The sequence below is a fragment of the Pseudomonas sp. MF6767 genome, assembly GCF_016405475.1.
Taxonomy (GTDB): Bacteria; Pseudomonadota; Gammaproteobacteria; order Pseudomonadales; family Pseudomonadaceae; genus Aquipseudomonas; species Aquipseudomonas paracarnis.
The window spans coordinates 1-23447 of sequence record NZ_JAEKCY010000037.1 but is presented as its reverse complement, the minus strand read 5'-3'; the positions used below and the strand labels follow the sequence as shown (position 1 = coordinate 23447).

At 53.4% G+C, this 23447-nt stretch carries 26 protein-coding genes and 1 pseudogene; 15 read left to right on the top strand and 12 right to left on the bottom strand.

The features are described from left to right. Positions 1-244 precede the first annotated feature (244 nt). Complete coding sequence (locus JFT58_RS29635; protein WP_313285023.1) at positions 245-577, top strand: DUF2790 domain-containing protein; 333 nt, start codon at positions 245-247, stop codon at positions 575-577. Positions 578-880: 303 nt separating this feature from the next. Here JFT58_RS29635 and JFT58_RS29630 read toward each other — a convergent pair whose 3' ends face one another. The 6 genes from JFT58_RS29630 to JFT58_RS29605 all read right to left on the bottom strand — a co-directional run bounded on the left by JFT58_RS29630 (position 881) and on the right by JFT58_RS29605 (position 5718). Next, positions 881-1348, bottom strand: a complete 468-nt coding sequence (locus tag JFT58_RS29630) for a DUF411 domain-containing protein (RefSeq protein WP_032872163.1) — start codon at positions 1346-1348, stop codon at positions 881-883. Continuing rightward, positions 1338-2141: a c-type cytochrome gene (locus JFT58_RS29625; RefSeq protein ID WP_233095469.1), complete on the bottom strand. Its 804-nt coding sequence runs from the start codon at positions 2139-2141 to the stop codon at positions 1338-1340. The genes JFT58_RS29630 and JFT58_RS29625 overlap by 11 nt, the downstream gene beginning before the upstream one ends. Positions 2142-2150: 9 nt before the next feature. Further along, positions 2151-3125, bottom strand: a complete 975-nt coding sequence (locus tag JFT58_RS29620) for a copper resistance protein B (RefSeq protein WP_034115531.1) — start codon at positions 3123-3125, stop codon at positions 2151-2153. After that, on the bottom strand, positions 3097-3345 hold the full coding sequence (locus JFT58_RS29615; RefSeq protein ID WP_143978986.1) for a hypothetical protein: 249 nt from the start codon (positions 3343-3345) through the stop codon (positions 3097-3099). The genes JFT58_RS29620 and JFT58_RS29615 overlap by 29 nt, the downstream gene beginning before the upstream one ends. Positions 3346-3357: 12 nt before the next feature. Next, positions 3358-5334: a copper resistance system multicopper oxidase gene (locus JFT58_RS29610; protein ID WP_024014918.1), complete on the bottom strand. Its 1977-nt coding sequence runs from the start codon at positions 5332-5334 to the stop codon at positions 3358-3360. A gap of 177 nt (positions 5335-5511) precedes the next feature. After that, positions 5512-5718 carry a co-regulatory protein PtrA N-terminal domain-containing protein gene (locus JFT58_RS29605; RefSeq protein WP_019816895.1) on the bottom strand — a complete coding sequence of 69 codons (207 nt, stop codon included), beginning with the start codon at positions 5716-5718 and terminating at the stop codon, positions 5512-5514. Between the two features lie 383 nt (positions 5719-6101). Between JFT58_RS29605 and flgB the strand changes: the two genes are divergently transcribed. Beyond that, on the top strand, positions 6102-6515 hold the full coding sequence (gene flgB / locus JFT58_RS29600; protein ID WP_019816894.1) for a flagellar basal body rod protein FlgB: 414 nt from the start codon (positions 6102-6104) through the stop codon (positions 6513-6515). Between the two features lie 110 nt (positions 6516-6625). Here flgB and JFT58_RS29595 read toward each other — a convergent pair whose 3' ends face one another. Then, positions 6626-6826 (bottom strand): heavy-metal-associated domain-containing protein, encoded by a 201-nt coding sequence (locus JFT58_RS29595; RefSeq protein ID WP_019816893.1) that lies wholly within the window; start codon positions 6824-6826, stop codon positions 6626-6628. Positions 6827-7186: 360 nt separating this feature from the next. Between JFT58_RS29595 and JFT58_RS29590 the strand changes: the two genes are divergently transcribed. The 4 genes from JFT58_RS29590 to JFT58_RS29575 are packed head-to-tail and all read left to right on the top strand — an operon-like array spanning position 7187 to position 8999. Next, entirely contained in the window at positions 7187-7462 is a 276-nt protein-coding gene (locus tag JFT58_RS29590; RefSeq protein ID WP_198834850.1) for a metal/formaldehyde-sensitive transcriptional repressor, read from the top strand. Positions 7463-7482: 20 nt separating this feature from the next. Next, positions 7483-8403: a CDF family Co(II)/Ni(II) efflux transporter DmeF gene (gene dmeF / locus JFT58_RS29585; RefSeq protein WP_198834849.1), complete on the top strand. Its 921-nt coding sequence runs from the start codon at positions 7483-7485 to the stop codon at positions 8401-8403. Between the two features lie 39 nt (positions 8404-8442). Beyond that, positions 8443-8814, top strand: coding sequence for a hypothetical protein (locus tag JFT58_RS29580; protein WP_034115525.1), 372 nt, complete (start codon positions 8443-8445; stop codon positions 8812-8814). Between the two features lie 2 nt (positions 8815-8816). Further along, positions 8817-8999 carry a DUF1289 domain-containing protein gene (locus tag JFT58_RS29575; RefSeq protein ID WP_034115524.1) on the top strand — a complete coding sequence of 61 codons (183 nt, stop codon included), beginning with the start codon at positions 8817-8819 and terminating at the stop codon, positions 8997-8999. A 37-nt stretch (positions 9000-9036) separates the two neighbouring features. Here the strand turns inward: JFT58_RS29575 and JFT58_RS29570 are convergent, their stop codons facing one another. The 3 genes from JFT58_RS29570 to JFT58_RS29560 form a co-directional block, all read right to left on the bottom strand. After that, positions 9037-11394, bottom strand: coding sequence for a heavy metal translocating P-type ATPase (locus JFT58_RS29570; RefSeq protein ID WP_198834848.1), 2358 nt, complete (start codon positions 11392-11394; stop codon positions 9037-9039). A gap of 180 nt (positions 11395-11574) precedes the next feature. Continuing rightward, a complete protein-coding gene (locus JFT58_RS29565) occupies positions 11575-12108 on the bottom strand; it encodes a cupredoxin domain-containing protein (protein ID WP_019816982.1) in 534 nt (177 codons plus the stop codon). A 157-nt stretch (positions 12109-12265) separates the two neighbouring features. Continuing rightward, the gene (locus tag JFT58_RS29560; RefSeq protein WP_024616841.1) at positions 12266-12619 is read right to left on the bottom strand and encodes a co-regulatory protein PtrA N-terminal domain-containing protein; all 354 of its coding nucleotides are present in this window, start codon (positions 12617-12619) and stop codon (positions 12266-12268) included. Between the two features lie 204 nt (positions 12620-12823). Here JFT58_RS29560 and JFT58_RS29555 point away from each other — a divergent pair, with 204 nt between their 5' ends. The 5 genes and pseudogenes from JFT58_RS29555 to JFT58_RS30910 all read left to right on the top strand — a co-directional run. Then, on the top strand, positions 12824-13510 hold the full coding sequence (locus tag JFT58_RS29555) for a heavy metal response regulator transcription factor (protein WP_198834847.1): 687 nt from the start codon (positions 12824-12826) through the stop codon (positions 13508-13510). Continuing rightward, the gene (locus JFT58_RS29550) at positions 13510-14898 is read left to right on the top strand and encodes a heavy metal sensor histidine kinase (protein ID WP_034115519.1); all 1389 of its coding nucleotides are present in this window, start codon (positions 13510-13512) and stop codon (positions 14896-14898) included. The genes JFT58_RS29555 and JFT58_RS29550 overlap by 1 nt, the downstream gene beginning before the upstream one ends. A gap of 359 nt (positions 14899-15257) precedes the next feature. Continuing rightward, the gene (gene copC / locus JFT58_RS29545; RefSeq protein ID WP_024014909.1) at positions 15258-15641 is read left to right on the top strand and encodes a copper homeostasis periplasmic binding protein CopC; all 384 of its coding nucleotides are present in this window, start codon (positions 15258-15260) and stop codon (positions 15639-15641) included. Between the two features lie 3 nt (positions 15642-15644). Then, entirely contained in the window at positions 15645-16583 is a 939-nt protein-coding gene (gene copD, locus JFT58_RS29540; RefSeq protein WP_019816987.1) for a copper homeostasis membrane protein CopD, read from the top strand. Between the two features lie 73 nt (positions 16584-16656). Further along, a pseudogene (locus JFT58_RS30910) lies at positions 16657-16880 on the top strand (hypothetical protein); the annotation flags it as partial. A gap of 290 nt (positions 16881-17170) precedes the next feature. Here JFT58_RS30910 and JFT58_RS29535 read toward each other — a convergent pair. After that, positions 17171-17578, bottom strand: a complete 408-nt coding sequence (locus tag JFT58_RS29535; RefSeq protein ID WP_019816989.1) for a MerR family transcriptional regulator — start codon at positions 17576-17578, stop codon at positions 17171-17173. 913 nt (positions 17579-18491) lie between these two features. On the opposite strand from JFT58_RS29535, the gene JFT58_RS29530 reads away from it, so the two are divergent. The 3 genes from JFT58_RS29530 to JFT58_RS29520 all read left to right on the top strand — a co-directional run bounded on the left by JFT58_RS29530 (position 18492) and on the right by JFT58_RS29520 (position 21935). After that, on the top strand, positions 18492-20564 hold the full coding sequence (locus JFT58_RS29530) for a heavy metal translocating P-type ATPase (protein WP_232392676.1): 2073 nt from the start codon (positions 18492-18494) through the stop codon (positions 20562-20564). Positions 20565-20694: 130 nt separating this feature from the next. Beyond that, positions 20695-21198, top strand: a complete 504-nt coding sequence (gene lspA / locus JFT58_RS29525) for a signal peptidase II (RefSeq protein ID WP_019816991.1) — start codon at positions 20695-20697, stop codon at positions 21196-21198. A 143-nt stretch (positions 21199-21341) separates the two neighbouring features. Next, complete coding sequence (locus tag JFT58_RS29520; RefSeq protein WP_225568928.1) at positions 21342-21935, top strand: helix-turn-helix transcriptional regulator; 594 nt, start codon at positions 21342-21344, stop codon at positions 21933-21935. Positions 21936-21991: 56 nt separating this feature from the next. On the opposite strand, the gene JFT58_RS29515 is transcribed toward JFT58_RS29520, so the two are convergent. Further along, the gene (locus JFT58_RS29515; protein WP_032872266.1) at positions 21992-22885 is read right to left on the bottom strand and encodes a cation transporter; all 894 of its coding nucleotides are present in this window, start codon (positions 22883-22885) and stop codon (positions 21992-21994) included. A gap of 158 nt (positions 22886-23043) precedes the next feature. Between JFT58_RS29515 and JFT58_RS29510 the strand changes: the two genes are divergently transcribed. Then, the gene (locus JFT58_RS29510) at positions 23044-23313 is read left to right on the top strand and encodes a hypothetical protein (RefSeq protein ID WP_233095468.1); all 270 of its coding nucleotides are present in this window, start codon (positions 23044-23046) and stop codon (positions 23311-23313) included. Positions 23314-23447 lie beyond the last annotated feature (134 nt).

The window sequence follows — 23447 nt, the reverse complement described above, 5'->3', positions numbered from 1 at the left end:
GTCAGTTGCAACGCAAATGGGTGGTCAAGTGGGGTGCAATTTCGCAGTTTTTGAGTGTGAGCGCGTCAATCAGCGGTTAAAGGGGATTAAGGTCTGAGATGCAAGGCGGTGTAGTTCGGACGCTTACGTAGCGTCCACCTTTCACATTAGTAACCTTCGCGGCAGCTTTCTGAAAGCTTTCACTTGTTACTCTTTAACTCAGTAAATTGAGCTTTAGGAGAAAATCATGAAAGCAATGAAAGCAATGACAGCAGTGAAAGCGTTTTGCGCCGCTTCGATTTTGACCTTATCTTCATTAGCCATGGCTGAAGGTGGCGGTGACCGCGTGTATGGTCGAATGATGCAAGAGAACCAACAAGTAATGGAGCAATATGCCTCAAGGAACGGCAAGACTCCTCCTGAAGTTGTTCATTATGAATATGGTATGAACCTCGATATCCACAAGGTCGTCAGTGTCACGCAAGCCAATAAAACCTGTGGGGTTGCCCCTTCGCGCATGACCTATGAAGACTCTACGGGCAAGCTTAACACCGTGGAATATAAGGTCATGGCCGACAACTGCCCCCATGGAAGCTAGACAATGAAATTATTTAAGAACTGCATAATTCTCCTTTGTCCGAAACTAGCTTACTGCTCGCTGACGTAGAAGTAATTTTCAGGAAAGCCTGAAGTTATCCATTTTATGAAATCATTCCGTCAGTCGAAGGGTTTCTAACGTGCAGTAAACAATTGCTCGACCACCTGATACATCCCGCCTCCTTGTTTTTCCTTTGGTTTGGGAGGTGGTTTAGGCGCCCTAGTGGCGCCTTTTTTACGTTCGAAATGAGCTATGTCCTCTGCACGGCCATGACCTTCAGCATGCAGGAGTGAGATTAGAAGATCAGTTTTCGGGGTATTCAGCAACGACGTGGTCTGTGCCTGCCTTTGACAAGCCGATTACGTTATACGCGTCATGTTTCCCGTCCACTTCCATTCCTGGGGAGCCGGCCGGCATGCCTGGAACGGCAATCCCGAGCAGGTCATCACGTTTGCTCATCGCAATGATTTGCTCGGCGGGCACGTGACCTTCAACAAACTTTCCGTTGATGGTTGCTGTGTGACAGGACGAGAGCTCAGGAGAAATCCCGAGACCGCGCTTGATCGCGCTCATGTTGGTTTCCACGTGATCAACGACGGTAAAGCCGCTGGCTTCAAGGTGCTGGACCCATTTCTTGCAGCATCCGCAATTAGCGTCGCGATGTACATCGATCGTCAATGGCTCTGCTGCGTGACTGGCTGAACTGATGAACAGAGCCACGAGAGCAGCGAGACGAAGTGCCCGTCTGCGACGAAGAGAATTATTTCGCATGGGTATGTTCCTTCCCATCAGTATGTGTATGTGATTTGGGCTGTACGGTTGGAGTCGGGGCCGCGTCATCTGAAGCTTCCCTACCCTTATGATCGGCGTGGTCCGCAGGCTCCTTTGCAGACGGCGCTGCGGAGGGGCCATGGGCATGTGCCGTGTTTTTCTCGTCATCATTAGCGCGGACTTCCGCCCTTTGGTTGGCAGCACCTGCGCCACTTTGCCCCTGGGTCGTTCCATGTTGACCCTCATGGTTGTGCATCACGCTTTCGCCACCACCGTGTTGATGGCCACCGCTACTCGTGATCAGGGCTTTGTATTGCTCTGTATCAAGTGACGGAAGCTGCTGGAGAAATGCGACCATCCCCCATATGTACGGATCGGCCATGCTTTTGCCCCACGCGGGCATGCCGGTGGATTTGATGCCGTGCTTGATGATCCAAAAAGCTGCGGCTGGGTGCCCATCGACGCCCAGTTTTGAAAGGTTCGGAGGTGCGAGGTAAAGGCTGTTACTCAGTTCGGTGCCTGTAAGGCCCGGAGCCAAATGGCAACCGACACACATCGAGTTGTAGTTGCCAGCACCTTCACGGATGAGGGCTTCTTGGCTCAGGTCGGGGACCTGAATGTCGCGCGAGCGCACTTCGATCGAGCGATCCCGAGCAATAGAAAGTAGCGCGTAGACAGGGGCAGAGTGGGGATCATCCGCCCCGACATTGATCACGCCGAAATATACCACGCCGGCAGCCGCTGCTACGGTGGCCAGACCAGCAGCTATCAGTGCCTTCAGTGTAATCTTCATGCCCGGTTCTCAGAACCACATCCGGATACCGGCGACAAAGCGTGCCTCGCTGGCATCTTCACCTTCCTCACGTGCAAAGTCTGCCGTATTGCCATAGGAACGGCTCCAACTCACCCCGATATAAGGGGCAAATTGGCGGACAATCTCATAACGCAATCGGAGCCCCACTTCGGTGTTGGCTAATCCGGACCCGATGCCGCGCTGAGGGTCATTCTTCCCATAAAAATTGACCTCGGCCGTCGGCTGCAAGATCAATCGATTCGTCAGCAGAATGTCGTAATCGCCTTCCAGTCGAGCAGCCGATTGACCGTTCTCACCGATGTAGGCAGTCGCTTCGGCCTCGAAGTTGTAGAGGGCCATGCCCTGAATGCCGAGTGCGGCCCAGGTTTGAGGAGACCCTGGTTTGAAATCCTGTCGTACACCGGTGACGACGTCCCACCACGGTCCGATGGAGTGCCCCCAGAGCGCGGATAATTCAGCACTTTCCGTCACGCCATTGGTACGTTCGCCTTCCGAGCGCAACCACAGTCGATCAATGTCACCGCCGATCCATCCTTTCGCATCCCAAGCCAACGCACTACCGTTGTCAGCATCCTGGTATTCAAACTTATCCAGCAGCATGAAAGAGTTGATTGTTTTGTCGTGGACACCATGACCAGCGACATCTGGAAAGGCGGCTGCACGGTCAGCATCGGTAAGTACGGGGACAGGGGTTCGACTGGTTGTCGTCGTCCCTTCATCCATACTTTCCATGCCGGTCATTTGACCGTCGTCCATTTTCATCTTGCTGTGGTCCATAGCCCCCATGTTGCTATGGTCCATCGCTCCCATGGAGCCATGGTTCATCTTGGAGTGATCCATCTCTTCAGCGGCGTGAGCCACGGCAAAGAAGACAGGACTCGTAGAAACTGCCAATACCATCAACGTTGGGCGTAAAAAATTCCTGGTCATGATCTCAATCCGCCTTCTTGTTTTCTTGGTCATGATCCATCGACTCATGGCGCATCTTGGTATGAGGCATCGTCGCGTGATTCGGCGTTGCCTCGTTTGACGTGGTCGCAGTCTTGTTCGGCGCATCCGCAGAAGTAGCAGGTGAATGATCACGACGTTCTTCGACTGCCAATGCTACGCAGGAGAATCCACCCATCAGGCCAAAGGCAAAGAGGCAACCGACCAGCGATTTACGATTTAGGTGTGTGCTCACAGATCGTCTCCTTTACTCATCAACCCGTACTTCACGGAACATGCCCATTTCCATATGGAAAAGCAGGTGGCAGTGATAGGCCCAGCGACCTAAAGCATCGGCGGTGACTCGATAGCTGCGCTTGGTACCCGGTGGCATGTCGATTGTGTGCTTACGTACCATGAACTTGCCGTTTTCATCTTCAAGGTCGCTCCACATTCCATGAAGGTGGATGGGGTGCGTCATCATGGTGTCGTTTACCAAGGTGATGCGAAGACGCTCCCCGTACTTGAGACGAAGGGGCTCAGCATCAGAAAATTTGATGCCGTTGAAGGACCAGGAAAACTTTTCCATGTGACCGGTCAGATGCAGCTCAATGGTGCGATTGGGCTCTCGGCCATCAGGGTCCTGGAAAGTGCTCTTCAGATCTGAGTAAGTGAGCACGCGTCGACCGTTGTTCCGCAAACCGATACCTGGATCGTTCAGTTTTGGCGTTGGGTTCATGGCCTGCATGTCAACCAACGGGTTGTTGGTTTCGGACGCTGGGTGAGATTGCATCTCGCCTCCCATGCCCCCCATGCCTCCCATCTGGCTGTGATCCATGCCGGCCATGTTGGGCATGTCACCTTTGTCCATCCCCGCCATCTTGCTGTGGTCCATGCCGGCCATGTTGGACATGTCACCTTTGTCCATACCTGCCATCTTGCTATGGTCCATGCCGGCCATATTAGTCATGTCACCACTGTCCATGCCGGTCATCCCGGTCATGCCACCTTCGTCCATTCCCTGCATCTTGCTGTGATCCATGCCAGCCATACCTGACATGTCACCCGGTTTCATATCGCCGCCGCCCATGCCAGCCATGCTGCCATGGTCCATGCCAGCCATACCGCCCATGCCCATGTCATCCATGGTCAACAGCGGACGCGGATCGATCGCCGGTACCGGTGCTTTCAGTCCTTCACGAACTGCCAAGGTCCCCCGCGCATAGCCGGTTCTATCCATGGACTGGGCGAAGATTGTGTAAGCCTCCTCGGTGGCAGGCTCAACAATCACATCATAGGTTTCTGCCACGGCGATGCGGAATTCATCGACACTGACTGGTTGGACATATTGGCCGTCGGCCGCCACCACGGTCATTTTCAAACCAGGAATGCGAACATCGAAATAGCTCATCGCTGAGCCATTGATAAAGCGCAGGCGCAGCTTCTCGCCAGGCTTAAAAATACCGGTCCAGTTGCCGTTCGGCGCTTGGCCATTCATGAGGTAGGTGTAGGTATCCCCGCTGACGTCTGCCAGATCAGTGGGGTTCATTTTCATTTCGGCCCACATTTTCCGGTCGGCGACGGCAGCAGACCAACCTTGCTTGCTGACGTCGTCGATGAAGTCGCCCACGGTACGTTTGTGGTGGTTGTAGTAGTCCGATTGTTTCTTGAGTTTGGCCATGACGCGACCAGGATCCTCATCGGTCCAGTCAGTCAGCATCACCACATAGTCGCGATTGTATTGAAACGGCTCAGGCTCTTTCGAATCGATGACTATTGGCCCGTAAACACCGGCCTGCTCTTGCAACCCAGAATGGCTGTGGTACCAGTACGTGCCGTTTTGATGCACCTTGAACTTGTACTCGTACATGCCGTCGGGCGCGATGCCATGGAAGCTCAAACCCGGTACACCGTCCATGTTGGCAGGCAAAATGATGCCGTGCCAGTGAATGGAGGTATCTTGCTCCAGACGGTTTTTCACGCGCAGAGTGACCGTCTCGCCTTCGCGCCAACGCAGCAAAGGCCCCGGCAACGAGCCATTGATGGTCATGGCTGTGCGCGGCGAGCCAGTGATGTTTACCGGCGTTTCACCAATAAACAGATCAAATTCGTTGCCGGTGAGGACGCTCGGCAGGCCGGGACTGGTCACTGCCCATACAGGAGTGCGCCACAGACCAAGGCCACCAAGGATGCCGCCGGCGGCCAGGCCTTTAACGAATGTCCGTCTAGAGGTTTTGGAATGCATGCCGTTTATTTCCAATCAGTCAAAAGGGAGCCGTTCAAATCAACCCGTGAGTTGGCAAGATGAGCTTCGCGTACCGAAAAAAAGACGAATTTTTCATTGCAAGCGAGCTCAGAAATTGCCACATCTAAACCACCTTCGTGATTACATTTCTGTCAGCTTGGCCGCGTGCCTGATCGTTCAGCAGTTTTTATGGTCCATCGCTTTGGCTTTGCTTTCAGCGACAGGCGGTTGAGCGCTCTGCGTTTGAGCTACCTGGTACGATTCCATCGAATTCGTCCTGGCCACTTCCATACGTGCGAAAGTCCGGTCACCACCGCCTTCAGCCATGGCCAGAGTGGAAACAGTCAGCGCTGCGACGACGAACAAGGTTTTGATGGTGTTCATATGGGCTACCTCAGATGTGTGAAAATATCCCCTCTGAATCACATCATGGATTGGACTCTTTGGGGGTGAGCAAAAGACTCAGTTGGACTATAAGAGACACCCCCTGTCAGGAAGCTTAGGCCAATATTACAGTTGTGTCAGTTTGGAATATTTTTCTTGAAGTACACGCTATTTAATACGTATGGTCTCCATCTTTTCGCATTGCGCGACTTTTATTGAATATAAGATTGAAGTGTAATCATTGCTTTGGGTTCCATTAATTCTCACGGAGGCGATGTTCTAGGTCTCTGCATTAAAATTAAAAGGAGACTTGAATGCTCTGCTGCAACAGCTGGGTGTTCAATGATCAAAGAAGATAGTAATGCCACCGAGGGTGATTAATTGTGAGTATTAATTTTGAGAAAGCATTAGGCTCCGCAGAAAGAGCGTTAGTTTATCGTGGCCAAAGAGCTGAGATCTTAAGTAACAATATCGCGAACGCTGACACTCCGAACTTCAAAGCCCAAGACTTGGATTTTTCTACTGTGCTCGCCAGCCAAACCAAAGAACCTGCTACCACTGCGTTTTCTTTGAAAACAACAAACGCAAAGCATTTTCTTAAGAAAGAATCGGCGGTGGCTATATACGGGCGCGACTTGCTTTACAGCACGCCGGCTCAGCCTGCCTTGGACCAAAATACTGTCGATCAGCAGGTCGAGGTCGCGAAATACACGGAAAACGCGATACGTTTCGATGCCGCTTTTACTCGGCTAAATGGAGCATTCAAGGGTTTGCTCAAAGCTCTGCGCGGTGACTAGCAGCATAGGCGCATGCGAGCCAACTTTGGCCGATACAGCGGCTCAGGTACTTTCGGATTCAAAGGTATTCACCATCAGACGACGCTCTACTCAGGAGCAGGCGTCTCCATTCAATGGCTGATCTTGGAAGGAAAACCAACAGCCTCCACAGCTTTACGGAGCTGTTCAGCGTTTTCGCTACTTTCAACACTCACCTTACCGGTTGATCGATCGACGGAGACCGTAGCGTTGTCGTCCAGTGCCTGGATCGCTCTGGTGATTTTGCCGACGCAGCTGCCGCAACCAATGCCTGATACATCTAAGACAACCATGTAAATTACCCTCGTGCTGAGCGGTGTCTTTACCCGCAGCGACAGCATCGACGTTGACACCATGGCAAGGTCAACGATTATCTAATCAAAGCCGTGAGCGCAGATTTCGAGAAGTTTTACGGGACTTGACCACTCGGCTGCTAATTAGCTCGCTACCATTTGAACGGTTTCCAGGAGTGCGCCCTATTGTTCTCGTCGGTAAAGGTCGGCTAACGGCAACATTGCGGCTCTCTCGCTTGATCCAACGATTTTGTATGCCTCTCGTTTCGTCAACGGCTTTGATCTGTCCTCCCGCGAACCTTGCATAGGTATAGGGGGGAGGCCTATCATGCGACCCTATATAGGTAGGGGGGGTATAGCGTGGGTCATATCGCATCACACAAAGACGATCTTCTTAAACGTGTAAAACGTATTGCCGGGCAAATTCAAGCTGTTGAACGAGCATTGGAATCGGACTTCGACTGCGCCAAGACACTACATCTTGTTGCGGCCACTCGGGGTGCCATCAACGGGCTGATGGAAGAGATCATCGAGGATCACGCACGAGAGCATGTCGCGAACCCTGCGCTCAGCGAAGAAGAGCGTAACAAGGGCGTCGAAGAGCTTCTTGAAGCTATCCGCCGGTACTCCAAGTGAATGCATCCAGGTAAACACGTATGAGCAGGACAGACATCGATTACACACACGACCACGTGTTTCTAGGCTCAGCGCACGACGAGAATGCCAAGCGTACGCTTTGGGTTGTAGCACTCACGGTGGTAATGATGATCGGGGAGATCACCGCCGGCTATATCACGGGTTCGATGGCGTTACTGGCCGATGGCTTCCACATGGCAACCCATGCCGGCGCATTGGGCATCGCGGCGGCCGCTTACGGATACGCAAAACGCCACGCTACCAGCCAGCGCTACAGTTTCGGTACAGGAAAGGTTGGAGACTTGGGCGGGTTCGCCTCGGCGCTGATTCTCGGCATTGTTGCGTTGGGCATTGGCGTTGAATCGGTCATGCGTTTGTTGCAGCCAACACCGGTTCAGTTTGGCACCGCGACCCTCATCGCCGTTGTCGGTTTGCTCGTCAACATTGTCAGTGCCCTGCTGCTGGGTCATGGGCATGGGCATGGACATGGGCACGACCACGATCACCCTCATGCCCACAACGGAAACGACAACAACTTGAGGTCCGCCTATGTCCACGTCGTTGCAGACGCGCTGACGTCGATTCTGGCCATCGCTGCCTTGCTTGCCGGTCGATATCTGGGTTGGGTGTGGCTCGACCCGGTCATGGGTATCGTCGGCGCTATCGTTATCGCTCGTTGGGCCTGGACCTTGATGGGGGTAACTGCGGGCGTGTTGCTCGATCAGACCGACGCGCACGTTGCCGAGGAAATCCGCGAACTCGTTGAGAAACCTGGTGGCGCTACCATTACAGACTTGCACGTTTGGAGGGTGGGACCTCAAGCGTGCGCGGCGATCGTCAGCGTTCTAGGTGAAGCCACTGTGAACGCCGAGAGCATTCGTGAGCGTCTCAAAACAGTTCACGAAGTCAGCCACCTGACCGTCGAGTTCCGGCAGACATGACTCAGCGCCTGTCCAGCACAACCTCTATAGGACACACCGATGCCGCCCGGTAAACGTGAACTGGCTCGGATCGAGCGCCAGTTGATCGTCACGCTCACCGACGCGTGCGAAACAGCAAAGGATGAGATAAAGGGGTTTATTTGGCTCACTCACACCGCTGACCTAAGTGCGTTGGCTGAAACCCTGAAGGTCATCTGGGTGTTCGAAACCCTGGCTGACAGGAAGCGGGCCGAGATTGACGCGAAGGCCCGCATCTTTGAGTTGACGGCGATCGCCTTGAAAGAGGCCAATCTTGACCTGCCTGTTTCAGACCGCAATGTCCGCTTCGACTCGGAGCAAGAGTGCCAACGCACGCACATAGGCGACTGGAAACATCGCGTGGCTGAATTACATAAAGCTAAGGGGGGCTGACTATGGCAAAAGAGATCGAGAATCCCTGTATCTCGGTTTGCCAACTCAGTGGTGATCTGTGTGTGAGCTGCGGGCGGAATAAGGAAGACATCAGAAAGTGGAAGCGCATGAAGCGGCCTGAAAAAATGGCCGCTGTGCAACGGGCGAATGCGCGCTTAAAGGAATTGAAGAAAGCACATGGATAGCCATTCCCCCCGAGTTAAAACGCTGCAATTTTGAAGGTCAGTCAACTCGGGTATTCCTCAGCCTCAATGCATTGAAAACTACCGACGCGGAACTGACGCTCATGGCTATGGCAGCGATCATTGGCGACAGGAGGTGCCCCGTCAATGGATAGAGCAAACCAGCGGCAAGAGGTATACCCATTGAGTTGTAGAGAAAAGCAAAGCCCAAATTCTGGCGCATGTTTTTAACTGTGGCGACCGAAAGAGCTCGTGCTCGTAAGATCCCCATCAGGTCACCTTTTACCAGCGTGAGTTGCGCGCTATTCATCGCCACGTCTGTCCCCGTTCCCATGGCTATCCCCACATCTGCTCGCGCCAGGGCCGGAGCATCGTTGATACCGTCACCCGCCATGGCCACTTTTCGCCCGTATTGCTGTAGGTCTGCCACCAGGCGCTCCTTGTCTTGGGGTTTGACTTCACCGTGGACCTCTTCAATCCCCATTTCCCTAGCGACAGCCCGAGCGGTAGTAAGCCCGTCCCCAGTAGCCATGATGATTTTAACGTTGTGAGCCTTAAGCTTGGTGACGGCCTCTTTTGAGGTCGGCTTGATCGGATCTGAGACGGCCAACAAACCTGCCAATGCGCCGTCGACGGCGAGGTAGACAATACTGATGCCGTCAAGTCGCAATACCTCAGCGCGCTCTTGTAGGGGGCTGGTGGTCACGCCTGCGGCTTCCATCAACGCGGTGTTCCCCAGCTGGAGCTTTTTGCCATCGACAACGCCACTGACGCCGATACCCGAATCAGACTCAAAGGATTCCGGCTTGGTCAGCTTGATGTTCTCGGATCTGGCGTGATCGACGATCGCATGTGCTAAAGGATGCTCGCTGCCCTGATCAAGGCTGGCAGCCAGGTGAAGGACGTCGTCGGGATTGAAGGTGGGAGTGGCCTCCACGCTGTGAAACACGGGCCGTCCCTCTGTCAGGGTGCCTGTCTTGTCGACAATCAGCGTGTCGATTCTGCAAAGGCTTTCAATTGCACTGGCATCTCTGAACAAAACACCCTTGCTGGCTGCTTTACCTGTCGACACCATGATCGACATAGGCGTAGCAAGTCCCAACGCACAGGGACAAGCGATGATCAGCACGGCGACAGCGTTGATTAGACCAAACACCCAACTGGGCTCAGGGCCGAAAAGCCCCCAACCGATAAATGTCATTATCGCAATCGTGATAACACCCATCACGAAGTAGCCGGCAATCGAGTCGGCCATTCGTTGCATAGGAGCCTTGGAACGCTGAGCTCTCGCGACCATCTGTACGATCTGGGACAGCATGGTTTCGGCACCGACCTTCTGCGCCTCCATTACCAGGCTTCCATGCGTATTCAGCGTGGCGCCGATCAGGCTATCTCCAGCTTTCTTCATTACCGGGACTGGCTCGCCAGTGAGCATCGACTCATCCACCGCACTTTCACCCTCAAGTACCGAACCATCAACTGGCACCTTTTCACCTGGTCTGACCCGTAAGTGGTCTCCCAGGTGCACATGGGTGAGAGGAATGTCTTCCTCTTCGCCATCGGCATTGATCCGACGTGCAGTTTTGGGCGAAAGGCCGAGAAGTGACTTAATGGCGGCGGAAGTTTGTGATCGGGCTTTGAGCTCAAGGATCTGGCCAAGCAACGTGAGCGAGATGATGACCGCTGCCGCTTCGAAGTAAACGCCGATACGTCCATCTTGCATGAAATTGGCGGGAAAACTTTGGGGGAAGAGCGTTGCTATGACGCTGTACAGATAAGCTGCGGCGGTGCCCAACCCAATCAGAGTCCACATGTTGGGACTGCGATTTTTAACCGAGGCCAGTCCCCTTACAAAAAAAGGCCATCCTGCCCATAAGGTCACGGGTGTCGCCAGAGCGAACTCGATCCAGTTTTGAGCCGAACCATGAAGAAGTTGTAACGAGTGACCCGCCATCGCGAGCACGGTTACGACCACGGTTAAGGGCAGCGACCACCAGAAGCGGCGATTGAAATCCCGGAGTTCAGGATTTTCTTCTTCATCAAGCGCCGGCATGACAGGCTCTAGTGCCATGCCACATTTAGGACAGTTACCGGGTCCGGTCTGCCGTATTTCAGGATGCATCGGGCACGTAAATTCAGTGCCCGTTTGTACCGCAGACTCCGGCGTTGTGCTGCCTGACTCGTTGCGCACCACGTGGCCACTGTAGCGCTCAGGGTCCGCTCGAAACTTCTCCTGACATTTCAGGCTACAGAACCGATACGTCTGTCCTTGGTAAGTCTCAGCAAATTTACTCGACGAAGTGACTGCCATTCCACACACCGGGTCATGTAGATCAGCATCATCCCGGGAAGCAGCATGGGTGTGATTATGGTCGTGATGGCCAGAGGTGGTAGGCATGTCTATTCCCCTTGTAAGGTGCTACTAGAAATGAGCATATTCAGTACAACGCTGATTTGCGGCTCCACAGTGGTGCGGTGATGTTTCCGCACGGACCCCGGCTGAGAAGCGTTGCTATGTTACTTGCGACTTAGCGTAGCCAACTCTTGCGTCGGGCCGGCAGAAACAGCCGACTCCGGTTTATTTCAGATCAAATTCGCCGACCATTCCCGATTGGTAATGCCCCGGCACGTTGCAGGCAAACTGAAGCCCTGCACTGTCGTTGAAGGTCCAGATCAGCTCTTGGGTTGAGCCAGGCTCAATCAGGACACTGTTAGGGTCGTCATGCTCCATTGCGACCATCTTCATTCCGCCCATGCCGTGGCTCATGCCGCTCATCTTCCCGGTACCGGTAGGGCTTAGTGTTCCGTTCTTGAACATGCTTGCCATTTCTTTCTGGTGTGCTGCATGAGCAGCGGCTTTGCCGATGTTGAACTCATGCAGCAGCGAACCCTCGTTGCGAAGGACAAAGCGGATTGTTTCACCAGGTTTTACGTCGATGCTTTTAGGCTTGAAAAAAATGTCGCCCATCTCGACCTCAACCGTGCGGGTAACGTCAGAGGCCACACCAGGCTGGCCTATGTCGTCTTGTCCATGCCCTGCATTAGCCATAGCCGTGGCAGCGAAAAACAGGGTCATTGCTGCGATGAACGGGGTAGCGAGCGTAGTTTTCATGGTGACCTCAGGAATACGTGGGAACATTGGCTATGCTAATGATGCTCAGCTGCCAGCTAACTGACTTGGGCATTACTTCTTTGTCAGTTTTCTAAATAGATACGGCGTCCAATTGACGCCGCAACAAGATGCTGACAAGTACTTATCCAGGGGGCGTTTATTGATGGTTTTCTGAAAGCATCAATTTGTGCTCGCGCTGCATCTGGCGCAAAACGTCATCAACGATTTTGTCGTGCTTCTCCATCCAGGCTAGATGCTCTTGGGGTGACATTGAGGCATCTGGGTGATCGTTGTGGAGCTGGCTCATGATGTCCCCAAGCATCTTCATGTGTTCTGCCATGTGGACGTGACGCTCTCCTTCAGGGGCTTGTTCAGCTTTCATCAACGTGGCTTCGGCCTTGTCGCGCAAACCTTCCATACGCTCAATGACTCGATCTCCGCCGCTTTCAGCCCACACAGAAGCCGAGACCAGTATCGAGCTTACAAAAAACAGCATTTTCAGGCGGTTCATAGGGGTAGCTCCTCATGAGGGAATCCGACTTCCATACGATTCATCGCTCAGAGGTCGGTCGAGCACCAATGAAGTACTCATGTCTGAACCCTAGCCAGCACTCGCTGACATCTACCTGAAGCCAAGATTACTTTTCTGTCAGTTGCTGGTTGGCAGCCAGTTTTCGTTGCAGACTCCGCTTAACCTTTATCTGAGAACGACCTCATGAGACTTCTTGTCGCTGAAGACGAACCAAAAATAGGTATCTATTTGCAGCAAGGGCTCAACGAGGCCGGGTTCAATGTCGACCGTTTCACGAATGGAAAAGAGGCGCTTCAGCACGCTTTGAGCGAAGCCTATGATCTGCTGATTCTCGACGTCATGATGCCGGGTTTGGATGGCTGGGAAGTCCTGCAGAAGGTTCGCGCTTCCGGGAAAGACGTCCCGGTGCTTTTTCTCACCGCCAGAGACCGCGTTGAAGACCGAGTGAAGGGACTTGAACTCGGTGCGGATGACTATCTGATCAAACCCTTCGCGTTTTCTGAATTGCTTGCTCGAGTCAGAACGCTGTTGCGTCGCGGTAGCAGCGCACCTTCGCAAACCTTTATGAAACTGGCTGACCTTGAAGTGGACCTGCTCAAGCGTCGAGCCATCCGAGGAGGCAAACGCATAGACCTTACGGCCAAAGAGTTCGCGTTGCTTGAGCTTCTGCTGCGTCGTCGAGGGGAGTTGCTGCCAAAGTCTCTTATCGCCTCCCAGGTTTGGGATATGAACTTCGACAGCGATACCAACGTTATCGAGGTTGCAGTGAGACGGCTCAGGGCCAAGATAGACGACGATTTTGAGGTCAAGTTGATTCATACCTCAAGGGGAATGGGTTACATGCTCGATGCACCAGATTCGGAGTCGTGATGAACCGGATGTCCCTGACGACTCGTATGAGTCTGATGTTTATGCTCGCGGTTACGGCCGTGCTCACGGTCGCCGGACTCAGTTTCAATAACCTCAGTCGGCATCATTTCAAGATGCTGGATCAGCAGGCATTGTACGAGAAGCTCCACTCGACCCAGCGAATCTTGTCCGGGCTGAGCAGCATCGATCAATTCAGCGAGGCTAAACCGGAGTTAGAGGCGCTGCTTGGCGCTCACCGTGATTTGACCGCGCTTATCATCGATGGCGACGGCAAGGTGCTGTTTGCGGATCCCGGCCCGGTCAACGTGCCAGAGGCGTTTCGCAAAACCACAAACACAACCGTCTGGGAATGGCGGGAGCAAGACCAGATGTTCCGTGGTGTGACTGCGCAATCCGTAGTGACGGGACAAGAAAGGCCATTAATTGTCATGTTGATTTTTGACGTGACGCAGCATATGTCCTTTTTTGAGACGCTCGAACGATGGTTTTGGATAGGGTTGGTGATCAGCGCATTGGTCAGTGCTGCACTCGGCTGGATGGTCGCTAGCAGTGGCATGCGGCCTATTCGCCAGGTCACACGGGTTGCTGCCTCCATGTCAGCAAAATCACTCAAGGAGCGTATTCCCCTGGCACCCGTTCCGAAAGAGCTTCAACAGATGGTGTTGTCGTTCAACGCCATGTTATCCAGGCTCGACGATGCATTTGTCCGGTTATCCAACTTTTCGGCCGACATTGCCCACGAACTACGGACCCCCGTAAGCAACTTGATGACCCACACTGAAGTGGTGCTTTCAAGAAAAAGAAACATCGAGGACTACGAAGACAATTTGTACTCCAATCTTGATGACTTGAAGCGCATGAGCCGGATGATTGATGACATGCTTTTTCTGGCGAAATCAGACAACGGTCTAATTACCCACGAGAACAAGCCAATAGACCTGGTGGCTGTCGTGGAAAAATTGCTTGAGTACTACCGCCTGTTGGCTGATGAACGAGGGATCGAGCTCAAGGTTTCAGGACGGGGGAGCGTGCGAGGTGATGTCCTTATGCTCCACCGAGCGATTTCCAATCTGCTCTCAAATGCGCTGCGCTACACCTATGAAGGGACGTCAATCAGTGTCGATATTCAGCACAAGGACGCGTCGGTAACGGTTGTCGTGGAAAACCATGGTGAGCCCATTGCTCCCGAACACCTTGAAAAGCTGTTTGACCGTTTTTATCGCGTGGACCCAGCTCGGCGAGAAGGAAGTCCGAGCAACGCAGGGCTAGGTCTGTCAATTACCCGATCAATTGTCGAAGCGCACAATGGCAAGATCTGGTGTACGTCAGGCGACGGGAAAACGGCTTTTCATCTTGAGTTTCCGGCCGTCGATTCCACGGTTAGCTGAGCGACAAAACATTGGGACCAACGACGTCTTGGCGTTCTGCGTTTGCTACGCCTCTGCGGATTTTTCAAAGTGATTGAGCTCCCCTGTCCTGCGGTACGCCGTGTCTTTTCCAGGTCTTGCTACGCTCAACGATTAGATGCCAAACATCGGATCAAGCTGACTGAAATGTAATCGAACAGTTTGTGATCGTGTGGCATCGTGTTCTCGCACTGTGACGTTAGGGCTAGCGAGTTTCTCCTGTTCAACCTGGCGAAGAGGACGGGGGCTCCAAGTTAATCAACAGTGGTTTTTAAAGAAATTAAAAACTAGTTCCTCCCAAAAAACCTCGAATCAACAGCGCTTGCTGTGAGGAGTCTTGCATGTCATTCCTTAAAACTACGTCCGTGGCTGTTGCAATCACTGCTGGTTTGCTTCTGAGTGCAGTGGCCCAGGCACATCCAAAACTACTTTCTTCCACTCCGGCAGAAGGCTCGGATGCGGCGGCTCCGTCGAAAATCGAACTGCATTTTTCTGAGAATCTCACCACTCAGTTCTCCGGTGCAAAGCTGATCATGACCGACATGCCAGGCATGCCTAACTCACCCATGGGTGTAAAGGCCGCCGTCGCTGCTGGTGGTGATCCGAAAACCATGGTGATTACGCCGGCTGCACCGCTGACCACCGGCACCTACAAAGTTGAATGGCGTGCAGTGTCTTCGGACACCCACCCGATCACCGGCAACTTTTCATTCAAAGTGAAATAATCCATGAGCGACTCATTAAATATCGTGGTTCGCTTTGCTCTCTATTTTGACCTGATGTTGTTATTTGGACTGGCCATATTTGGCTTGTACAGCCTCAGGGGAAAGGAAAGGGTATCGGGCACGGTCTTGAACTTTGAGTCGCTTCTCTACGGTACTTCTGTTGCAGGTGTAGTTCTGTCCCTTGCTGCGATGTTGTTGCTTGCAAAAGCAATGAGCGGTGTATCGGAGCTTATGGAGCTACATCACCACATTTTTGAAATGGTCATCATGGGCACCGACGTTGGGCTGACCTGGATGGTTCGGATAGCCGCCTTGGTGGGGGCAATTCTGGGCGTCGCGTTGAATAAACGATATCCGACACCCAGCCTCTGGATCGTCACCGTCTGTGGAGCAATCGCGTTGGCCACGCTAGCCTGGACGGGGCATGGTGCAATGGACGAAGGCAGCCGCCGCTACTGGCATTTTCTCAGCGACATTTTCCATTTATTAGCGGCAGGTGGCTGGTTGGGTGCTCTAGCGGCCTTCGCTCTACTGCTACGGTTGAAATCGCTGAAGGGTGAGGAGGAAGCACGTATTCTTGCCCGCGTGCTGACTGGCTTTGAGTCGGCCGGCGGTGTGATTGTTGCGATCATAAGCGTTACGGGAGTAGTAAATTACCTTTTCATCGTCGGTCCCAACCTTGATGAGGTCATGCTCAGTACCTATGGCCAGTTGCTGTTTTTGAAGATCCTGCTCTTTGCCGGGATGATCGTTTTAGCGACGCTGAACCGCTTTCACTTAAGCCCGCTATTGGAGCGCTCGGTTCGCAATGGTCAATACTCTGTAGCGGTCAATGCCTTGCGCCGCAGCATGAAATTCGAATTCCTGATGGCAATCCTCATCATCTGTCTTGTCGCATGGTTAGGCACGCTAAGTCCTGAAATGGAAATGAGCGCGCAATAGAGGTTTCTGGCAGCTAACCCAGAAGCCTGGAGCGTGATTGTTAGCACCATTTCTACTGGCTACACTTCAGCCCATGACACGCTGTCTACGGCTTTGCCTGATTTTCCTGATTAGCCTGGCGCTTCCCCTCAGCGGGATGGCGGGTGTTCAAGCGCCGGAGAGCCATGTCCAATGAAACCCTTGGATGGCGGATGACAACATGGGCCAACGCTGCCGCCGTGACATGAAGTCCCCCGAACTCGGTGAACCCCGTAAGCCGAGCAAGGGTGCAAAACAGGCGGTAAGCTGCACATTTCAAAGCGGCAATGAATTTACCCTGTCGCACGGTTAAGCACTTTGCGTCAGAAATTTAATAAGCACGGAGGTGTCGGTGGTTCAATAATGATAACTGAGCACGGTTAACTTAGAGCTATTACCATCGATTTTCCCACATGTCGCCGCATGCGGTTTTAATGGGATGGCAAATTTGCGAACCACAGGACAATCCTAAGGCACGCATCCTGAAATAAACCAAGATAGCGGACTTTATTGCACAATGACGATTCTCACCTCGTACAATCTCTACGCACATGGAGTCTTTTGCCGCGTTAACTACGATTCGACAATGATTCAATGATGCGACATTGCTCTATAACACCACCGTGGCAGCAAACACTCAGTCGTGTCAGTTCGGCTTCTAAACCTCGTAAGTCCTGAATACGGATTCGAACTTGTTGGAGTTGCCCTTGCACTTTCGCATCCACAGCGGCGCAGGAAGCGTCGCGTCGGTCAGCCAGGCCGAGTAGATCGCGAATGTCATCGACGCTGAACCCAAGCGCGCGGCTGCGACGGATAAACAGCAGCCGGTTGCGCTCTTCATCTGTGTAAAAGCGATAACCCGACGGTGATCTTCCAGCAGAAGGCAGCAGCCCTGACTGCTCGTAATAGCGGATGGTTACGGCTTTGGTATCGGTCAGCTTCGCCAAGGCACCGATCGTGTACGTGGGCGCATTCATTTCTCTTGACCCTATAGTTGCTGGAATCCTCATTCTACTCGCGTCAGGCAACAAGCAAATCCTTGCTCACCGTTCTACCGATCGCCAGGCCTCTGATCGATGAAAACCCTCCCCGCCGATCTCTTCAACTCGAGTTTGGACGCTTTGCTCTGCACATGGCTGCTTACCTTCGTAGCAGAGCTTCTGTGCTGCTCGTCGGCCGCCGCATAGGGCAAGTGCCCTGTGTGCTTTGCTGTGAGGACGGGATGCCGCCTGATATTAGCGTCACGAAATAGGACGCCGTTGATGCCAACACCGTAGGCGCGAGGGGAAGCAGCATTTCCTATCTACTACCGGCCACTTACTCACTGTGATCACGTTGAACATGAATGGTCGCTGGTGGATGCCTTAAGGCATCGAAGAATCTCTTGACCTTATAGTGGCTATAAGGTGTTCACTCTCGCCATGAAAAGCGGAGAGCGTTCTCATGAAAAACTGTTGCGGTGACGAGCAAGCACCAAAAAAGCCAGCGGGCGTGGACGTTTTTGACCCTGTCGCATCCGGGAGCTGCTGTGCGACTTCCGCAACATCGGGTGAAGACGAAACCGATCGAGATCGAACTACCAGTTGCTGTTCTTCTAAGACCTCGGACGTGAATCCTGCGCTTTCAACAACCAAAAGTGCGGATGGCTGCTCTGCTGGAGGCAACGGCGGAAAGACAAGCTGCTCCACTTCATCTCCGACATCTTCTCAATATCCACCTACCGAACCGAACGAGCCCACCACCTCGGTTGTTACCGATGCATGTTGCTCTGCATCTGGAACGGATGGCCCAAGCGCGTGCGCATCCAAAGTGTCATCAGCCGTTGTCAACGACACGGCTCGCTTGAGTCGTTTCCGGATTGGGCAAATGTGCTGTCCTACCGAGCAGGCGATGATTGAGGGCAAGCTTGCAAAGATGCCTGGAATTCAGAAATTGGAATTCAACATGATGAACCGTACTCTAGGTGTCTGGCACGAATTGCCACATACCCTGGGAATCGAAGCGGCCGTGTCATCGCTTGGTATGCAGGCGGAACCGTTGAATGGCGCGGTCGACGTACCAGGCGCGGATAAGCAGCAAAGCCAGTTTGAAGCTGAATCACTGCGCAAAAGCACCTGGTGGCCGTTAGCGCTGTCTGGTATTGCTGCGGTAGGCGCGGAAATTTTGCATTTCACCCAGGCAGCCCCCGAATGGGTGATTGCTGCTGTAGCTTTAATCTCGGTAGCACTCTGCGGGCCCGCGACTTACAAGAAAGGTTGGATCTCTCTCAAAAATTTCAATCTCAACATAAACGCGTTGATGAGCATTGCGGTGACGGGAGCGGTCCTGATTGGGCAGTGGCCAGAAGCGGCGATGGTCATGTTTTTATTTACTGTTGCCGAATTGGTTGAGGCCAAGTCGTTGGATCGTGCACGCAATGCGATCAAAGGACTGATGGACTTGACCCCAAATCATGCAACGGTGCGCCAGGCAGACGGCAGTTGGCTGGACGTAGATGTCAAAACCGTCCAGATCAGCTCCTTGGTTCGAGTTCGCCCCGGCGAGCGCATTGGTCTGGATGGCAACGTGATCTCCGGCAACTCTACCGTAAACCAAGCCCCTATCACCGGGGAAAGCTTGCCCATCGAGAAAGCTGTCGGTGACCCTGTTTATGCCGGCTCGATCAATGAGTCCGGTTCCTTCGAGTACCGCGTGACGGCTGAGGCCAGCAATACGACACTGGCCCGGATTATTCATGCTGTGGAGGAAGCCCAAGGTTCACGCGCCCCGATCCAGCGGGTCGTCGATAAGTTCGCCAAGGTTTATACGCCATCGGTGTTTTTCTTCGCCCTTGCCGTTGCGATATTCCCGCCCCTGTTTATGGCCGGATTATGGGCTGACTGGATTTATCGGGCGCTGGTGCTTCTGGTAGTCGCTTGCCCTTGCGCACTGGTGATTTCGACCCCGGTGACCATTGTAAGCGGCCTCGCGGCAGCGGCGCGAAAAGGCATTTTAATCAAGGGCGGGGCGTACCTGGAAAGCGGTCGCAAGATCACCCATCTGGCCTTGGATAAAACTGGGACCATTACCCATGGCAAGCCCGTACAGACCGATTTCCTGCCTCTAGCTGATGGATTATCTAGAGATTATCGCATTGCCGCCGCGAGCCTTGCCCAACGTTCGGATCATCCGGTTTCGCGGGCTATTGCCAAACAAACGGCCCAGCAATCGCTGCGGTTGCTGGAAGTGGATAACTTCGAAGCGCTGCTGGGCCGAGGGGTCCGCGGCGAGATCGAGGGTAAGCGCTACCAGTTGGGTAACCATCGTTTGTTGGAGGAGTTGGGGTTCTGCTCACCTAATACCGAAGCCGCCCTGGGCCACCTTGAGCGGCAAGGGAAAACTGTAGTCATTCTGTCCGATGACAAACGGGCGCTGGCGTTGTTTGCAGTCGCCGATACGGTAAAAGCCACCAGCCGAGCCGCAATCGAGGAGCTTCACGCGTTAGGTGTGAAGACTGTGATGTTGACAGGGGACAACCCACATACCGCGCTGGCAATTGCCGCGCAGGTAAACATTGACGAGGCCAAGGGCAATCTCCTACCGATCGATAAGCTCAAAGCCATCGAAGCCTTGATCGATCATAAAGGCACCGTCGGCATGGTCGGTGACGGAATAAACGATGCCCCTGCGCTTGCTCGGGCTGATGTGGGCTTCGCGATGGGGGCAGCTGGCACCGATACGGCGATCGAGACTGCTGACGTAGCAATCATGGATGATGATTTGCGCAAGATTCCTGCCTTCATTCGTCTCTCCCGCCAGACCGGAGCAGTACTTACGCAAAACATTGCGCTCGCGCTGGGCGTTAAAGCCATCTTCCTAGCCGTTACGCTCACTGGTCACGCTACGATGTGGATGGCGGTATTCGCGGATATGGGGGTAAGCCTGTTGGTAGTACTGAATGGCCTGCGCTTGCTGCGCAAATGATACGGACACGATGCCTGCTTTGCTGTTCCAAGACCTGGATCCCAGTGGGTGATACCGCACGAGCAAGAGTCAGTGCTTTTCAAAAAATACCAGTTTCAGATGTACTGGAACGGTTACTACGGAATAGCCAATGAACGGTTTCCCAATGACAGCTCGTGTACAGCCGCCTACTTTGTGGTGGGGAATTGCAGCGGTCCTGGCGTTGATCGATCAAAGTCTAAAGCTTGGCGTCGAGCACCTTTATGAGCTGGGCTCATCGGTCGCCGTAGGCTCATTTTTCAACATAGTGCATGCACGCAATACCGGCGCCGCGTTCAGCTTCTTGGCTGACGCTGGAGGCTGGCAGCGTTACCTTTTCGTTGTTGTTGCGCTAGCCGTAGCATTGACGCTCGTCGCGATCCTTCAACGGGAACGTCACTGGAGCGAAGCCTTGGGCTATTGTCTCGTTTTGGGTGGGGCTGTTGGCAATCTTATCGACCGTTCTTTGCGAGGCTTTGTCGTGGACTATCTGGATTTTCACTATCAAGGCTGGCACTGGCCCGCGTTTAATCTCGCAGATATATGTATTGTCAGCGGCGCATCGTTTTTATTGGTCATAAGCGTGATTAGCCCCGCGTCGCCAAGCAAACGTTGACGATGGAGCGCCACCTTCCAGTACGTGTCCTAAGGTGGTCTGGTCGCGCATGGCTAACGCCTGGGTTAGCGGTTTTTGCTGGGCATGCTGGTCATCAAGATTGGCATCAGCATCAGGCTCACCAAATAGCTATAGGTATCGACGTGCCTGTAACAGTGGAATGCCTGCCGCGTCAGCACACCGAGTTTGCAGTGTTTATTCCAGCCGGTGTTCGGCATCGAATCAGCGGAGCCCTCATCGTTTCAATCTACTTGGACGTCTTGGCAGAAGAGGGCCAGGTTTTGCCGAAGACCATGACGCCGATTCCGATCAATATCGCCCCGGCTGACGCCGCACTAATTGCTGACTCCTTGAAGGCAGGCGCGGGAGACACTCGGTCCGCAGTGCGAAAAGCCCTACAGATAACCGATGCACCTCCAGTCGCCGATCCTCGCCTGGCAATAGTCAGCACGGCCATTTACCAGGGCATGGTACGACGTGAAGAGTTGGCAGCACTGGTACACCTGTCCCCAACTCGATTCTCGCATTGGTTCGTGGAACAAACCGGTTTGCCGCTGCGTAGCTATGCTAAATGGCTACGACTGACCCAAGCTGTTCGACATCTGGCATCCGGAGAACCTATAACCACCGCTGCGCACGCGTCAGGCTTCTCCGACTCAGCCCACTTTTCCAGAACCTTTCGCTCGCTGTTGGGTATAGATCCCTCATCGGCGCTCGCCGAAGTGAGCTTGCATTAAGCGACTAGGTTAGAGGCTTGCGGCCTTAGCTACAGGCCGCTCGCCGATTGGAATAGTTAAGCTTTTAGAGCCAGGATTCGACGTGCGCCGTTCAAAACGATCAGGCCAACGACCGTACCAATCACCAAGTCTGGGTACGGAGACCCTGTCCAAGCGACCAATGCTCCTGCAGCGATTACGCCAACGTTCGCAATCACATCGTTGGCTGAGAAAATCCAACTCGCTTTCATGTGTGCTCCTCCTTCGCGGTGGCTGTAGATCAGCCACAGGCAAGTGACGTTTGCCACCAGCGCGACGGCGCCTATCCCCATCATCAGCATCGATTCAGGTTCACTGCCATAGAGAAAGCGTCGAGCAACTTCCAAAAGCACACCCAAAGCTAGAATGATCTGAAACATACCTGCCAGGTGTGCTGCACGTACTTGCATTCCCGCGCTGCGGCCGACCGCAAAGAGGGCCAGCCCGTAAACGGCCGCATCAGCAAACATGTCCAGCGAGTCGGCAATCAGCCCCGTCGATTGGGCAATCAGGCCAGCACTCATTTCGGCGAGAAACATTGCACCATTGATGCCGAGCAATATTTTTAATGTGCTGGCTTCCTTTGAAGCGTTTTGCTCTTCATTGGCACTGTTGGCTGATACGGACTCTGGGCTGATGGGCTGCGTATCTAATAGCCTTGCCCCCAAGCCAAGTGACTCCAACTTGGTAGCGATCTGCTCTACGGCCCCTTCGTGAAAAACACTCACCTGTCTACCGGATAGGTCAAAAGAAAGTGAAGCTATTTCCTGCAAGCCATTCAGCGCGAGTCTGATCATCCGTTCTTCGGAAGGACAGTCCATTTTTGGTACTGAAAATTTGCTGATCCATGTCCCTTCATTTAATGGCTTAGCTGCTGCTTCTGGGCCTGCTGAAGCCGGGCCACAGCCACAGGATTTGTCACACGAACTCATGGGGCCGCTCCTCTAAATACACTTGATCCTGTCGATTACAAACCTTCTAGCCGCTATAAGGTCAAGCGAGGATATTCATCATTCGATTGTAGCTCTTTCGTTCAATCCAAACGCCAGCCTGTGACTTATCGTCTTCGCTTCCTAAAAGGAGGTGAGCGATGATCATTATTTTCCGATACGTCATACGTTGGATGAGCTATCCGCTCATATTTGGTGGCACCGCTGCGTTCATGGTTTGGGCGCTTTACACCGGGATTCCGCCATGGCCCACAACACTCCTGATCGCTATTGTGAGCTTGTTCACGATCGCCGCGCTGGAACAATTCCAACCCTTTCGTCAATCCTGGCTCGAAGATCATCAGTATGCGTACGGCCAAGTCATCTACCCAGCCCTGCAAAGCCAAGACATGGTGTGCACTTACATTTAAGTGGGCACCAGTTCTAGCCTTTTAAGCGGGTATTTCATGCAGCCAACACGCCGTTCCTATTCCAAATCCTTCAAAGCTCAGGTCATTCAAGAGTGTGCCCAGCCCGGTGCTTCGATTGCCAGCATCGCACTCAG